Source organism: Corallococcus sp. BB11-1 (assembly GCF_026626625.1).
Classification (GTDB): Bacteria; Myxococcota; Myxococcia; order Myxococcales; family Myxococcaceae; genus Corallococcus; species Corallococcus soli.
In genome coordinates this window covers 136,933-151,968 of record NZ_JAPNJY010000039.1, presented here as the reverse complement: position 1 = coordinate 151,968, position 15,036 = coordinate 136,933, and the positions used below count along the sequence as shown (strand labels likewise).

The window sequence follows — 15,036 nt, the reverse complement described above, 5'->3', positions numbered from 1 at the left end:
TCAGCCGCCCAGGGCGGTGACGCTCCGGCGTGCTTCCTTGAACCGCGCCAGCAGTCGGTCCCGCAGCCGCAAGCACGGCTGCTCCACCGCCTGGTACGTCACCCAGGAGACCGCGAGGGTCGCCGCCAGGAAGGCCAGCAGCGTCAGCGCCGGAGGCCCCGCGATGCCCCGCCGCTCGAAGACGCGCACGATGGGACCGAACCACAGATAGGCCCCGTAGGAGAGCGCCGACACCTGGTACACCGGCCACCGCACCGCCGTCGGCAGGCGCAGGGACTCCATCGCGACCAGCAGGCCGCTGAAGCCCACCGCCAGCCCGGTGATGAGCCAGACGCCGCCCAGCTGCTGGAGCCGGGGGACGCACACGCCCAGCATCGCCACCACCGTCGCGAGCCCCAGCACCCCGCACAGGGCCCGTGCCCGCGCGGGCCAGCGCTGCCACGTCGGAGCCGTCCGGGCCAGGAAGACGCCCGCGCAGAGCCCGTCCAGGTGCTGGAACGTGGGCCACTGCAACCGCACCCAGACCTCCGACGCGTCCAGTCCTTCCGGAAGCGTGGACCGCGCGAAGAAGCGCAGGAGCAGGCTCACGGCGATGGGCACGAGCCAGGTCGGGGCCGGCCACCTGCGACCGCCCAGCCCGAACGCCGCGAGCGGCAGCAGCAGGTAGAAGTGCTCCTCCACGCACAGCGACCAGCTCTGCTCGAAGTCGCGCAGGTCGGTGAAGTTCTGGAGGAAGAGCGCGTAGTGCCAGCCTCCGCCGACGAACGGCGTGCCGAACACCCACGGCTTCAGCGCGTACGCGGCGAGGACGATGAAGTACAGCGGCAGCGTGCGCATCCACCGCTTCGTCCAGAAGGTGCGCAGGTTCGCGCCCAGGCCGCCGGGCTCCTCCGGGCCGAAGACCTGCCGGCCGATGAGGTAGCCCGACAGGACGAAGAACAGGTCCACGCCAATCCACCCCTGGCCGAAGCCCGCGCGCACCCAGGCGGGCAGCGCTTCGCGCGCGTTCGCGGGCGCGTGGAAGGCGAGCACCGAGAGGATGGCGACGGCCCGCAGCACGTCCAGTCCATCCCTGCGCACCGTCCGCGCGGGCTCCGGGGATGCGAACGGATCCATCGATGCGGGCGCGGGGAGGGAAGGGGAGAGCGCCATGGGGGCCAGCGCATTGTGTCCCATACGCGTTCGCACGCGGCAATGCCCACGAGGTGCTCGTCCGCCCGTGTGCCGACCCACCGCGGGGTGGCTCCGCGCTGCGTCGCGGTTGCCGGGCTCGTGAGCGGGAGCGCATACTCGCGCCCTTCCGCCATGGTTGTCGCGCCGCGCCCCTCGCTCCCGGCACTGACCGGACTCCGCTTCTTCGCCGCACTCCACGTCGTGGCCTTCCACGTGACGCCGCGTGAGGGGCGGCCCGCGTGGCTGGGCGTTCTCCTCGACAACGGTCCGGCGAGCGTCACCCTGTTCTTCATCCTGTCAGGCTTCGTGCTGGCCCAGGCGTATCTGGGGCAGCCGTCGCCCGGTCCGGTGCCCCGGCGCGCGTTCTGGGTGGCGCGCTTCGCCCGCGTCTATCCCGTCTACCTGCTGGGCCTGATGCTGGAGGCGCCGGCCTTCTTCCTGGCCGTGTTGCGACAGGACGGGGGAACCACCCTGGCGTCGCTCCAGCACATCCTCGGCGTGGGCGCCGCGGTGGTGAGCCTCACGCAAGCATGGGTGCCGTCCGCGGCCTGCGCGTGGAACTGCCCGGGCTGGTCGTTGTCCGTCGAGGCCTTCTTCTACCTGCTCTTCCCCGTGCTGGCCGTGCCCGTGGCCCGGCTCGGCCCGAAGGGCCTGCGCGGGTTCGGCGTTGCGCTGGTCGCGGTCTCGGCGCTGCTGTACGGACTGTGGCTTGTGGGGGACGGGTGGCTTTCGGGCGACGCCGTGCACCGGGAGACCTGGCTCCGCGTGGGCGAATACTCACCGCTGCTCAAGCTGCCGCAGTTCCTGCTGGGCGTGGTGCTGGGCCGCGCCTTCGTGCTGCGTCGCCGCGAGCAGGCGGCGGGCTCATCCGCGGGGAGCCTGATGGCGGCGGGGCTCGCGCTGGGGCTGCTCACGGTGTCGTGGTCGGGCCCGGCCTGGGCCTTCCGGGATCTGGCGCTGACCCCGGTGTTCGCCTGGCTCATCTGGACGCTGGCGCGCGGGCACGGTCCGCTCGCGGCCTTCCTCTCGCGAGCCCCCGTGGTGCGCCTGGGCGAGGCCAGCTACGCGCTCTACATCCTCCACATCCCGCTGGCGTTCTATGCCCGCACGGCGGAGCGCCTGTCCGGGGTCGGCCTGGAGCGCCATGCGCCGTGGGGCTACAGCCTGCTGGCCATCACGTCGTTCGTGCTCTTGTCGCTGGCCGTCTTCTCGTGGCTGGAAGAGCCCGCGCGGCGCTGGATCCGGGCCCGGTGGTCGCGGCCTCGTCGCATTCCCCTGTCCGCCTCCAGCGGCCTGCTATGAAGCCCTCCATGCGCGTGCTCCTGGCCATCCACCATCCGCTGACCCAGGACATGGGCGCCCCCGGCGTGACGCTCGCGCTGGGCCGCGCGCTCCAGGCCCAGGGCTGCACGGTGGACTACTACAGCTACAGCGAGGCCTGGCCCGGTGAGGAGCACTACACCGCGCTGCATGGCGTCCGCTTCCCCTGGAAGCTCGCCGCGCACCTCACCCGCGTGGCGCGTGACTACGACGTGCTGGACGTCACCACCGGGGACTCGTGGCCCTGGGCGCGCGCCGGACGTCCCGGCGCGTCCAGCCGTCATGCGCTCATCACGCGCAGCCACGGCCTGGAGCACACCCTCTCCGAACGACTCCGGGGCGACGCCCGCGAGGGCAAGCTGCACCTGAGCTGGAAGTACCCGCTGTACCACGGCGGCTTCCGTCTCCAGGAGGTGGCGTGGTCGCTGCGCCTGTCGGACCACGCGGTGCTCCTCAACGCGGAGGACGCCACCTACGCGCGTGAGCGGCTGCGCATCCCCGCGTCGAAGCTGAGCGTCATCCCGCATGGGCTCGGGGAGGCCTTCCACGGGCTCCCCCTGCCGCCGCCGCTCGCGGAGGGCCCCCTGCGCCTCGCGACCGTGGCCACCTTCATCCAGCTCAAGGGCCGCGAGGACGTCATCGCCGCGGCGATCCGCCTTCACGCGCTGGGCCTGCCCTTCACGCTGACCCTGTACGGCACCGGCACCCCCGAGCCCCAGGTCCGCGCCGCCTTCCCTCCGCACCTCCAGTCCCTGCTGCGCGTGGTGCCGCACTACGCCCACGCGACGCTGCCCGGCCTGCTCGCGCAGGAAGAGGTGATCCTCTTCCCCAGCCACACGGAGGGCCATGGCATGGCGCTGGTGGAGGCCATGGCCTCGGGCCTCGTGCCCATCGCCACCCCGGTGGGCGTGGCCCCTTCCATCGTGCACCCCGGCCGCACGGGCCTGCGGGTGCCCATCGGGGACGTGGACGCGCTGGTGGCGGCGGTGCGCGAACTCGCGGCGGATCCACACAGGCGGTACGCCCTGCGCCGCGCGGCCCAGGCGGAGGTCCAGGGACTTACCTGGTCCGACATCGCCTCGCGGACCTGCGCGCTCTACGAAGAAGCCCTGCGTGTCCGGGCTGCTGGCAGCAAGTAGGCAGGCGCGTCGTTCCAGCCTGGGAATGTCAGGCCGTTGACGCGTTGCACCGCTGGCAGCCACGATGGGGTAGACGCCGCCCGCATGACCACCTTCTTCGCCGCCTTCCTGGTTTCGCTCCTCGTGGCGCTGGCGCTCACGTGGATCGTCCGCGAGCGCGCGCTGGCGTGGGGGTGGTTGGATCCGACGAACTCCAGCCGCAAGGTGCACGTGCGGCCCGTCCCCAGGCTGGGGGGCATTGGCATCGTGGGCGGCTTCTTCGCGCCGCTGTGCGCGCTGTTCCTCGTGGACTCGGGCGTGGGCCTCCAGTTCCGCGCGCAGACGGACCTCATCCTGGGGCTCTTCCTGGGCGGCGCGGTGATCGCGGTGCTGGGATTCTACGATGACCGCAAGGGCGCGGGCGCGAAGCTGAAGTTCTCCGTGCAGCTCGCGGTGGCGCTGGGGCTGTACGCGCTGGGCTTCCGCATCGAGGTGCTGGCCAACCCCTTTGGCGCGGAGCTGTCGCTGGGGCTCCTGAGCCTGCCCCTGACGGTGGTGTGGGTGGTGGGCGTCATCAACGCGCTCAACCTCATCGACGGGTTGGACGGGCTGGCGGGCGGCGTCGCGTTCTTCGGCGTGGGCACCCACTTCCTGCTCGCGCTGATGCGCGGGGACGTGCTGCTGTGCCTGCTGATGGCGGCGCTCGCGGGCGCCATCCTCGGGTTCCTGGTGTTCAACTTCAACCCGGCCTCCATCTTCATGGGGGACACGGGCAGCATGTTCCTGGGCTTCGTGCTCGCGGCGGTGTCCATCAAGACGTCGTCGAAGAGCGGCACCGCCGTGGCGCTGCTCGTGCCGGTGATGGCGCTGGGCCTGCCCATCATCGACACGCTGCTGGCCATGGTGCGCCGCTCGCTGCTGGGCAGACCCATGTTCAGCGCGGACAAGGAGCACATCCACCACCGGCTGATGAGCCGCCTGCTGCTCACCCACCGCTCCACCGTGCTGGTGCTCTACGCGCTGTGCATGCTCTTCATGCTCACCGCGCTGGGGCTGCACTTCGCCAACAGCGTCCAGAGCGCGCTGCTGCTCAGCGGCATGGGCGTCGTCATCGTGGTGCTGATGCGCAAGCTGGGCTACCTGGACATGCGCCACGCGGGCGCCGTCCAGCAGACGCGCCAGCGCAACCAGCAGCTGCGCACGCTGGTGAAGTCCGTCACCGGCGCGGTGCGCTCGGCGGGCTCGCTCCAGGACGTGTGGAACGCGCTGCGCCCCCTGGCGCAGGGCCTGGACGCGGCACGGCAGGAGCTGCGCCTGCGCCGCCCGCATGAGCAGGACACGGAGGGCGTCGTCTTCGAGTCGCAGCGCCCGGAGGCCGGCGCCTCCTCCCCGCTGGAGGTGCGCGTCGAGGTGAAGGACGGAGAGGCCCTGCTCGGCACGCTGCTCTTGTGCTGGCGCGACGGGCGGGACGCCATCGACCGCGACGAGGAGCTGGCGCTGGAGGTGGTCGCGGACGCGGTGGCCGAGCGCACCGCGCAGCTCGCGGCCCTGGAGGCCGCCGAGCCCAAGCGCGTCATCGCGTTGCGGCGGTGAGCCCCGTGCGTCCGCTCGCGCCCCTGGCCCTGCTGACGCTGCTGGAGGCCTGGCCGGAAGCCCCCGCCACGCCCGTGCCGCCGGAGGAAGCGGACGCGCTGGTGAAGGCCGCCGTGCGCCACGGCCTCGCGGGCTTCGTCGAACACGCGCTGTCCCGCGCGGGCACGGCCCTGCCGCAGGAGGCCCACGCCCTGCTGCGCCGTGAAGCGCGCGCGGGCGCGGCCCGGGGCATGGGGGTGCGGACGCTGCTCGTGCGCGGCGTGGAGGCCCTGGCGGCGGTGGACGTGGTGCCGGTGCTGCTCAAGGGCTATGGCCTTGCGCGCAGGCTGTACCCGGAGCCGCTCCAGCGGGCGACGACGGACGTGGACCTGCTCGTGGCGCGCGCGCAGGTGCCGTGCGCGGTGCACGCGCTCGAAGGGCTGGGCCTGACGGTGCGGGCCAGCGGCGGGGACCGCGACGACACGCACCACCTGGAGCTCACCGGCCCCGCGGGGCTGGTGGAGTTGCACTACCGGGCGCTCGCCGGCTACGGCCAGGCGCTGGAGGGCGACGCGCTGGTGGCCCGCGCGCAGGACGCGGAGCTGGACGGCCTGCGCGTGCGCTACCTGCGCGCGGAGGATGAAGCCGTGTACCTGGCCCTCCACGCCTCCAACCACCTGCTCCAGCGGCTGGCGTGGCTGTTCGATTTGAAGCTGCTGGCGCGGGCGAAGCCCCACCTTGACTGGGACGGGGTGGTGGCGTGCGCGCGGGAGACGGGCCTGCCCCACCTGGCGTGGTACGCGTGGGACGCGGCGCACCGGCTGCTGGGGGCGCCCGTGCCGGAGCGCGTGCTCCAGGCCCTGGCTCCGCCCGTGTGGCAGCGCGCGCTGGCGGCCCGGCTGTTCTCCGGGCCCCGGCTGCTGGACGCGGCGCTGGCCCGCAACAAGCCCGCCTGGGTGGCCGCGAAGCTCGCGCTGGCGCCCCGGGCCCGGCCCATGGCGCGCTACGCGCTGCGCCGGCTGCGCGGGCGCTGGGCACGCGGCGGGTAGCGTGCACGGCAGGACCATGAGCAAGACGGTCATTGCGGCGGATGGGTCCTGACCATTAAAGGTGCCGCACCATGGCGCCCAGCCTCCTCGATACCTTCCGGGTCCTGTCCTCCTTCGAGCCCCCGCGCGGAAAGCTTCGGGGTGCGCCCTGGGAGGCCTACGTCGATTGGGCCATCTCCCAGGGGCTGGCGCCGCTCGCCGCGTACAACCTGGAGTACCGGCTGGGTGGGGGCGAGGCGCCCGAGTGGGCCCGCGACCGGATGATGTCCATCTACACCGGCTCCGTGAACGACAACGTGATGAAGCTGGTCCACTTCAAGCGCATCGTGGACCAGCTGGAGGGCCGCAAAATCCTGCTGCTGGGCGGCGCCGCCTTCGCGGAGGCGCTCTACCCCCACGTGGGCTTCCGCCCCGTGCTGGACATCCAGGTGCTGGTGCGCCGCCTGGACGTGGACGGCTTCGCCGGCTACCTGTCCAACCACGAGTTCGTCCCGGAGACGGACACGACGAACAGCGGCGCGGCGCGCGTGGTGTCCGACGGGCGCACCCCCATCTACCTGTACTCGGACGTGCTGGGCGCGAGCCGACGTGAGCAGTTGGCCGGCATCTTCGACCGCGCCCGACCCATGAAGGTCTACGGCGCGTCCGTGTTCCGCCCGGAGCTGGAGGACGTGCTGCTGCTCACCGCGCTGGACCAGGCCCACCACGGCTACGACGTGCCGTGGCTGTCCTACGTGGACCTGCGCGAGCTCATCACCGGCGCCACCTGGATGGGCGGCGTGTATTCGCGACCCATGGACGTGCCCGCCCTGCTGGAGCGCGCGGAGGCGTTCGGCCTGGAGCGCGCGCTGTACACGTCGCTGTCCATCGTCGCGCGGCTGTTCCCGGACGCGGCGGCGCAGGCCACCGCCGCCATGCCCCCGCTGCGGCGGGCGACCCGGGAGCTTCTGGACCGGGGGGTGGTGGGTCCAGTGAGCACCCCCGGACGTGCGTCTGCCCTGCGGGGCGTGGACCGGTTGCGACGCCTCCTCACAGGGCGATAAGCCTGTCCGGTCGCTCGGCGTTCAGCGCCCCTGGGCTTTCCTTCGGTGCGCGGGTCGGCGTAGAAGTTCGTGACGCCACCTGTCGAAAACCCAGGACCTTTCAAGAATGCGTATTGCCATCATCGGATCGGGCTACGTCGGACTCGTCGCGGGCACCTGCTTCGCGGACTCCGGTAACGACGTCGCGTGCGTGGACATCGACGAGCGGAAGATCCGCATGCTCCAGGATGGGCAGGTTCCCATCTACGAGCCGGGTCTGGAGGAGCTGATCCGCAAGAACGTGAAGGAGAAGCGCCTCACGTTCACGACGAACCTGGCGGAGGGCGTGGCGAACGCCCAGGCCGTGTTCATCGCGGTGGGCACGCCCGAGGGTGAGAGCGGCGAAGCGGACCTCCAGTACGTCATCGCGGCGGCGCAGGCGGTGGGCCGCGCCATCAAGCAGTACACGGTGGTGGTGGACAAGAGCACCGTGCCGGTGGGCACCGCGGACAAGGTGCGCGAGGCCATCGCGAAGGTGACGAGCGTGGAGTTCGACGTCGTCTCCAACCCGGAGTTCCTCAAGGAGGGCGCCGCGCTGGACGACTTCTTCAAGCCGGACCGCGTCGTCATCGGCGCGGACACGGAGCGCGCCCGGAACATCATGGGCGAGCTGTACGCGCCCTTCGTGCGCACCGAAAACCCCATCCTCTTCATGGACACGCGCTCCGCGGAGCTGACGAAGTACGCGGCCAACGCGATGCTCGCCACGCGCATCTCCTTCATGAACGACGTGTCCGCGCTCTGCGAGAAGGTCGGCGCGGACGTGGACTTCGTGCGCAAGGGCCTGGGCGCGGACAAGCGCATCGGCTACCCGTTCCTCTTCCCTGGCGTGGGCTACGGCGGCTCCTGCTTCCCCAAGGACGTGAAGGCGCTCGTCACGACGGCGCGCGAGTACGGCCTGGAGCTGGACCTGCTGCGCGCGGTGGAGCGCACCAACGAGCGGCAGAAGAAGCTGCTCGTGAACAAGGCCGTGAAGCACTACGGCACGCTGGAGGGCAAGAAGTTCGGCGTGTGGGGCCTGGCGTTCAAGCCCAAGACGGACGACATGCGCGAGGCGCCGTCCATCGAGGTCATCGAGGGCCTCATCGGCAAGGGCGCGCAGGTGATTGCCCATGACCCGGTGGCGTCGCACGCGGCCAAGCGCGTCTTCGGCGACCGCATCCGCTACGCGGAGCTGCCCTACGACGCGCTGGAGGGCGTGGACGGCCTGTTCGTCGTCACCGAGTGGAACGAGTTCCGCCACCCGGACTTCGCGCGCATGAAGTCGCTGATGAAGTCGCCCGTCGTCTTCGACGGCCGCAACATCTTCCAGCCCGCGCGCATGCGCGAGCAGGGCTTCACCTACTTCGGCATCGGGCGTCGCTAGCGATGTCGCAGAAGACGGGCGCTTCGCTGGATGCCCTCACGGGGCTGCGCTTCCTGGCGGCCCTCCACGTGGTGCTCTTCCACTTCGGCACCCCCTGCCTCACGGGGTGGGCGCCGGAGTGGATGGTCCACACGGTGGCCTCCGGTTACGCGTCCGTCGGCGTGTTCTTCCTGCTGTCCGGCTTCGTGCTCGCGTACAACTACGTGGACGCCGAGGGCCGGATGCAGGCGCCATCCCGCTCCTTCTGGAGCGCCCGCCTGGCGCGCGTCTACCCGGTGTTCCTGCTGACGTTCCTTCTGTCCGCGGCGCCCACCATGGGGCGCTCGCTGGCGGTGAACTCGCTGCCCGTGGCCACCGCGAAGCTGGGCACCGCGGCCTTCACCACGCTGGCGCTGCTCCAGGCGTGGGTGCCCAAGCTGGCGCTGTACTGGAACCCGCCGGCCTGGTCCGTGTCGGTGGAGGCGTTCTTCTACGGGGTGTTCCCTTCGCTGGGGCGCAGGCTGGAGGGCTTCAGGGGCGCGCGGATGAAGGTGGCGCTCGCGGGCGTGTGGGCCCTGGGGCTCGCGCCGCCGGTGCTCTATGTCCTCTTCCGGCCGGATGGCCCGGGCCCGCTGGATGCGGCGTCCGAGGGCTTCTGGTTGGCCGTGTTGAAGTTCAACCCGCTGCTGCGCCTGCCGGAGTTCCTGCTGGGCGTGCTGCTGGGGCTCGTCTTCGTGCGCGAGCGCAAGGGCGCTGACGCCGCGACTCCCCGCTCCGGCGCGGTGATGGCGGGGGCGGGCGCGGCGCTGCTGCTCGTGTGCTTCGCGCTGGGCGGGCGGATCCCCTACCCGCTGATGCACAACGCGCTGCTGGCGCCCGCGTCCGCGCTGCTGGTGTACGGGCTGGCGCGCGGCGGCGGTCCGCTGGGGGCCGTGCTCGCGCGGCCGTGGCTGGTGCACCTGGGTGGGGCCAGCTACGCGCTGTACCTGCTCCAGTACCCCATCAGTGAGCTGGTGCACTGGCTGGAGACGCGCGTGGACCTGTCGTCGCCCTGGCGCTTCCTGGCGGTGCTGCTGGCGCTGCTGGTGCCCGCGTCGCTGGCGGTGCACCGCTGGGTGGAGACGCCGTGGCGCTCGCGGGTGAAGCGCGGGCTCCAGCCGTGGGTGGATGGCGGGGCGCCGGTGCCGGCCCGCGTGGCGCCAGGGGCCTGACGCGCTTCGGGGGCTCCAAGGGCCCCCGGAGGTTTCCAGCGCTCAGCGGACGGCGCTCAGCGGGCGAGGCCGCAGGCCTTCTTGCCTTCCTCGGTCTCGATGGTGCGGCAGTCGCAGCCCTCGAGCCTCGCCTCGCACACGATTTCATTCTCCGCGGTGGGCTCCACGCGGGCTTCCTCGTCCGCGGCGCGCTGCTGGCAGAGCTGCTTCTCCACCGAGTTCAAGGCGCACTCGCAGAGCTTCTCCGACAGTTCGCGGCAACTCGTCTTGCACGCGGTGAGTCCGGAGAGGGAGGCGCAGAGAACGGCGGCGGTGAGCAGGAGGCGACGCATGGGCTGGGGACGATGCCAGATGGGTCTCCGGATGCAAGCGATGTCCCGGCGCGCCGGCTCATTCGACGGTCCATGACGGCCCCGGGCCGCGTCCGGGAAGGAGGCGACCGGGCGACATCTCCCCTGATTGAAAGGCGGGCTTCGGCGGCTTCCGGGGAGGGCATGACATACTCGTGCCTCCCGCATGGCTCCCGAGTCCCGCCGCGTCTCCCGGTACACCCTGTCCGCCGAGGCAGCGCTCGCGGCGCTGCTGGTGCTGGGCCCGGTGGCGCTGGGCGGCGCGGCGCCATGGGTGTCCTGGCCCTTGAGCCTCCTGGCGGGGCTGGCGGCGGTGCTGGCGGTGGTGGGCGCGCGGCGGCAGGGCCAGACTCCCAGGATTCCCTTCCTGGCCGTGCCGCTGGTGGGCGGCGTGCTGCTGTGCGCATCGCAGCTGGTGCCGCTGCCGCCGACGCTGCTCGGGTGGGTGAGTCCGGAGGCCGCGGCGCTGCGCGAGGACGTGCTCGTGCCGCTGGGGCTCACGGGCTGGCGGCCGGTGTCGCTGGAGCCCTCCGCGACGTGGCGGGAGCTGGCGAAGCACGGCGCGTACCTGCTGACGTTCCTCGCGGCGGCGCAGGTGTGTCGCTCCCGGACGTCGCGCCAGCGGCTGCTGTCGGTGCTGGCCTTCACGGGCGCGGCGGTGGCGGCGGTGGGCCTGGGGCATGCGCTCTTCAACGTGGAGACGCTGTTCGGCCTGCGGGCGTACGTGCATGCGCGGCCGCCGCTGGTGACGCCGTTCGGCAACCCCAACCACCTGGCGGGCTTCCTGGGGCTGGCGGCGACGGTGGCGGTGGGGCTGGCGCTGTCGAAGCAGCCGCGCTCCCGCGCGACGCCCTTCGCGGTGGCGGCGCTCCTGTCCGGCGCGGGCGTGCTGCTGTCGCTGTCGCGCGCGGGCATCGTGTTCTTCGTCTTCGGGCAGGTGCTGCTCGCCGCGTGGCTGGCGAAGCAGCGGCGCGAGGCGCGCACGCCCGCGAGGCCCTCCTGGAGCCGGGGCGCGGCGGTGCTGCTGGGGCTGCTGACGACGCTGTCGGTGGGCGCGTACCTGGCGGCGGATCAACTGTGGGCGGAGGCGCGCACGGCGGACAGCGTGGAGTCCCTGCGCCGCGGCAAGGTGGAGCCCTGGCCGATGATGGCCCGCGCGGCCCGGGCCTTCCCGGTGCTGGGCATGGGGCGGGGCGCGTTCGAGGCCGCGTTCCCGCGCTACCAGACCGAACCCAACCCCAACACCTTCACGCACCCGGAGAACGCGGTGCTCCAGGTGGCGGCGGAGTGGGGCGCGCCGGGGCTGCTGCTGGGGCTGCTGGGCGTCTGGTGCTTCGTGGGGCTGGTGCGGCGCGAGGGCCACGGGCCCGTGGAGCTGGCGGTGCTGTCGGGCGTGGCGGCGCTGGCGCTGCACAACCTCTTCGACTTCAGCCTGGAGCTGCCCGCGTGCGCGGTGGCGGTGGCGGTGGTCCTGGGCGCGGTGGCGCGTCCGCGTGAGTCGGAGCGCCTGTTCGCGCGGAGCACCCGCACCCATCCCCTGCCCACCGTGCCGGCGCTGGCGCTGGCGTCGGGGCTCACGGCGGTGATGCTCGTCGCGCTCGTGCCGGGAGGGCGGAGGATGGCGGACGCGGAGGCCCGGCTCGCCGAGCGCGTGTCGGCCCGTGCGCCCGGCGCGGAGGTCCGCGCGCTGGGGCTGTCGCTCATCGACGTGCACCCGGCGGACTACCTGCTGTACCGGCTGGTGGCGGTGGCCGCGTTGGGGGACGGGGCGGCGGGGGCGAAGGACGCCCTGGGCTTCGTCAACCACGTGCTGTACCTGCGGCCGTTGGATGGACCGGCGCACCGCGTGGCGGCGCGGGCCCTGGTGCACCTGGGCCGGCGCGCGCAGGGCTTCCTGGAGTACCGCCTGGCGTACGAAGCCGGTGACACGCGCGTGCTGCTGGGTGAAGCGCTGCCCCTGGCGCGCACGCCGGAGGAGGTCGCCACCCTCACGGCCGACGCTCCCGGACAGGCCACGGAGCTGGCCATGGCCCTGCTCGGCGTGCCCGAGCGCCGCGCGCTGGGGCTGGCGTGGCTTGTCTGGGCGCGCGAGCACTTCGAGGGCCGCCCCGAGGCCACGGCGCTGTGGATGCAGGAGGTGCGCGGCCGGCTGGCGCAGGGAGAGCTGGAGGCCGCGGCGGCGGCGTGCGCGGAGGTGGAGCGGCGGGCCCCGGATGCCCTGGGCACGCACCTGCTGCGCGCGGACGTGTGGCGCGCGCAGGGCCGGGCGGCCGAAGCGCTCCAGGCCCTGGAGGCCCTCTCGAAGCGCTTCCCGCATGACGTGGAGTTGGCCTTCACCCTCGCCTCGCGGCAGCAGGAGGCGGGGCTGACGCGGCGCTCGCGGGACACGCTGGCCGCGGTGGCCCCGTTCCTGACGAACCTCCAGCAGCGCGCGCGCCTGCTCTCCCTGGAGGCGGATTGCTTCGAGCGCGAGGGGCTGCTGGCCCGGGCGCTGGAGCAGCGGCGCTCGGTGGCGGGACTGCTGCCCGCTCCGGAGAGCCACTTCGCGGTGGCCCGTCTCCAGGAGCAGCTGGCGCGCTATGACGCGGCGGCGCGCTCGGTGCACGAAGGCCTGCGGCTCATGCCCCCTGGAGGCTCACGGCGCGCGGAGGCGGAGGCATGGGCGGTGCGGCTGGAGGCCCACGAGCGTGCACGGGTGGACGCACGTCGTCAGGAGCGGGTGGAGGATCCGAAGGCGCAGGAGCGCGAACAGTACCTGCGCCGCTCGGAGGCGGTCAGCGACTCCCCCGTCCCCTGACGGCGTCCCCGGGCAGTCAGGCGGAGGCGCCCGAGTCCTCCAGCGAGGAGGTGTAGGGGTCCTGCTTGCCGCGCTCCTGCGCGATGGGCTGGATGAACGACGCGACCAGCGGCCACTCCAGGCGCGCGAAGTCCTGGAAGCGCAGCTCCAGGGCCTCCTCGTGCGAGCCCGCGCGGAACAACACCCGCTCGTTGAGGCTCAGCGTTTCGTCCACGGCCACGGGCAGGCCATACAGCTCCCCGAAGGGCGGCTCCGCGCCGGGCTCACAGCCAGGGAAGTGGTCGACGAACTCGGGCTCGGTGGCGAGCCGGACGGTGTGCACGCCCAACGTGTCACGGACCCTGTGCAGGTCCACGGACGCGAGCGCGGGCACGACGACGATCCATGGCTGTCGGTTCGCCTTCACGATGACGGACTTCGCCACGCGCCAGCCGGGCACGTTCAGCACTTCCACCAGCTCCGGCGCGGTCACGGCCCGGGCGTGGGCATACCGCTCGAAGGGGACGCGATGGCGCCGGAGGTATTGCTGGATGGCAATGGGGATCATGAGGACCTCACCTCCTTACCGTTCAAGGTGTGTCCGGACGACGCAGGCGGCCATTCTCGACATGGGCCAGGGAGGCCGTGGGGGCCTGCCCCCGCCCGGTGGGACGGAGGGCAGGCAGGCGCGGTGCCTTCCGCCTACTGCTGGAAGTCGTACACGCTGCCCAGCTTCAAGAGGCGCGTCAGCTCATCGAGCGCGGTCATCGTCTCGCGCGCGAGCAGCGGATCCCTCACGTCCTCCGGGCGCAGCGCCTCGCGGTAGTGCCGGCGCACCCAGGCGGCAAGGGCCTCGTGGAGGGCGGGCGAGTAGAAGACGTCCGCGGTGATGGCGGCCCGCTCCGCGTCCGTCAGGGAGATGCGCTGGCGCAGGCACGCCGGGCCTCCGCCGTTGTTCATGGATTGTCGAACGTCCAGGTAGTGCACCGCCTTCACCGGGTTGTCCCCGGCGACGACGCGCTCCAGGAAGGCGCGCGCGGTGGGCGTCTCGCGGCTCTCGATGGGGGCGATGATGGCCATGGTGCCATCCGGCAGCGACAGCACCTGCGAGTTGAACGGGTAGGCCTTCACCGCGTCCTTCACCGGCAGCTCGTCGTCCGTCGCCACCATGAAGCGGAAGGCCTCGCCCAGCTTCTCGCGCAGCGACGCCAGGAGCGCCGGGTGCTCCACGAACGCCAGCGCGTGCAGCATGAGGAAGCGCTCGTTGCCCACCGCGAGCACGTCCGTGTGGAACGCGCCCGCGTCGATGCCGTCCGGATGCTGCTGGGGCATCAGCACCCGCGCCGGATCCAACTGGTGCAGCCGCGCCAGGGCCTGGCTGGACTCCAGCGTCTGGCGCGCGGGGAAGCGCTGGGGCCCCTTCACGTCCTGCCACGCGCTGCGGCCCCAGGCGAGCAGGTGCACGGCCTTGTGCCCGGGCGTGAAGAGGCGCGTGTGGTTCGCCGCGCCCTCGTCCGCGAAGTGCGCCGCGCCCGGCAGCGGGGCGTGGACCTGGAAGTGCTTCGCGTCCGCGAAGATGGCGCGCAGCACCGCGTGCGTGGTGTCCGCCTCGATGGCGCGGTGGAACATCTGCGTGAGGTTCGCGGGCGTCAGGTGCAGCCGTCCGTCCGCCGTGTCCACCGACGGCGCGACGGTGGCCGCGTTGGCCGTCCACATGGCGGAGGCGCTGGAGGTGAGGCGCAGCAGGTGTTCGCCGTCGCGCGCGGCGCGGGTGATGACCTCCTCGTCGGAGCCGGTGAAGCCCAGGGCGCGCAGCGTGCGCAGGGACGGGCGCGGCTGGGGCGGCAGCACCGCCTGCCCCACGCCCAGCTCCGACACGAAGCGCATCTTCTCCAGCCCCTGGAGCGCCGCCGCCCGGGGTTGGCTCGGCTGGCCCCCGTGGGTCTGTGACGCCAGGTTGCCGGGCGAGAGGCCGGCGTAATTGTGGGTGGGACCAATGAGGCCGTCGAAGTTGTATTCGCGCATGGGATATGGAGACGC

The 15,036-nt window shown here is 72.5% G+C and carries 12 protein-coding genes; 8 read left to right on the top strand and 4 right to left on the bottom strand.

What is annotated here, in order from left to right:
- On the bottom strand, positions 1–1,152 hold the full coding sequence (locus tag OV207_RS33190) for an acyltransferase family protein (protein WP_267559125.1): 1,152 nt from the start codon (positions 1,150–1,152) through the stop codon (positions 1–3).
- Between the two features lie 153 nt (positions 1,153–1,305).
- On the opposite strand from OV207_RS33190, the gene OV207_RS33185 reads away from it, so the two are divergent.
- From OV207_RS33185 to OV207_RS33155, 7 genes are all read left to right on the top strand, one after another.
- A complete protein-coding gene (locus OV207_RS33185) occupies positions 1,306–2,475 on the top strand; it encodes an acyltransferase family protein (RefSeq protein ID WP_267559124.1) in 1,170 nt (389 codons plus the stop codon).
- Between the two features lie 8 nt (positions 2,476–2,483).
- A complete protein-coding gene (locus tag OV207_RS33180) occupies positions 2,484–3,632 on the top strand; it encodes a glycosyltransferase family 4 protein (RefSeq protein WP_267559123.1) in 1,149 nt (382 codons plus the stop codon).
- Positions 3,633–3,716: 84 nt separating this feature from the next.
- A complete protein-coding gene (locus OV207_RS33175; protein WP_267559122.1) occupies positions 3,717–5,204 on the top strand; it encodes an MraY family glycosyltransferase in 1,488 nt (495 codons plus the stop codon).
- Positions 5,201–6,232 carry a nucleotidyltransferase family protein gene (locus tag OV207_RS33170; protein ID WP_267559121.1) on the top strand — a complete coding sequence of 344 codons (1,032 nt, stop codon included), beginning with the start codon at positions 5,201–5,203 and terminating at the stop codon, positions 6,230–6,232. Before OV207_RS33175 ends, OV207_RS33170 begins: the two co-directional genes overlap by 4 nt.
- A 71-nt stretch (positions 6,233–6,303) precedes the next feature.
- Positions 6,304–7,275 (top strand): nucleotidyltransferase family protein, encoded by a 972-nt coding sequence (locus OV207_RS33165; protein ID WP_267559119.1) that lies wholly within the window; start codon positions 6,304–6,306, stop codon positions 7,273–7,275.
- A 106-nt stretch (positions 7,276–7,381) separates the two neighbouring features.
- A complete protein-coding gene (locus OV207_RS33160; RefSeq protein WP_193346782.1) occupies positions 7,382–8,680 on the top strand; it encodes a UDP-glucose dehydrogenase family protein in 1,299 nt (432 codons plus the stop codon).
- A gap of 2 nt (positions 8,681–8,682) precedes the next feature.
- Positions 8,683–9,870 carry an acyltransferase family protein gene (locus OV207_RS33155; RefSeq protein WP_267559118.1) on the top strand — a complete coding sequence of 396 codons (1,188 nt, stop codon included), beginning with the start codon at positions 8,683–8,685 and terminating at the stop codon, positions 9,868–9,870.
- 56 nt (positions 9,871–9,926) lie between these two features.
- On the opposite strand, the gene OV207_RS33150 is transcribed toward OV207_RS33155, so the two are convergent.
- Entirely contained in the window at positions 9,927–10,202 is a 276-nt protein-coding gene (locus tag OV207_RS33150) for a hypothetical protein (protein WP_193346784.1), read from the bottom strand.
- Positions 10,203–10,386: 184 nt separating this feature from the next.
- Between OV207_RS33150 and OV207_RS33145 the strand changes: the two genes are divergently transcribed.
- Positions 10,387–13,017, top strand: coding sequence for an O-antigen ligase family protein (locus tag OV207_RS33145; RefSeq protein ID WP_267559117.1), 2,631 nt, complete (start codon positions 10,387–10,389; stop codon positions 13,015–13,017).
- A 16-nt stretch (positions 13,018–13,033) separates the two neighbouring features.
- On the opposite strand, the gene OV207_RS33140 is transcribed toward OV207_RS33145, so the two are convergent.
- Positions 13,034–13,564, bottom strand: a complete 531-nt coding sequence (locus OV207_RS33140; RefSeq protein ID WP_267559116.1) for an aminoacyl-tRNA deacylase — start codon at positions 13,562–13,564, stop codon at positions 13,034–13,036.
- Positions 13,565–13,698: 134 nt separating this feature from the next.
- Positions 13,699–15,021, bottom strand: a complete 1,323-nt coding sequence (astB, locus tag OV207_RS33135; RefSeq protein WP_267559115.1) for an N-succinylarginine dihydrolase — start codon at positions 15,019–15,021, stop codon at positions 13,699–13,701.
- Positions 15,022–15,036: the final 15 nt, after the last annotated feature.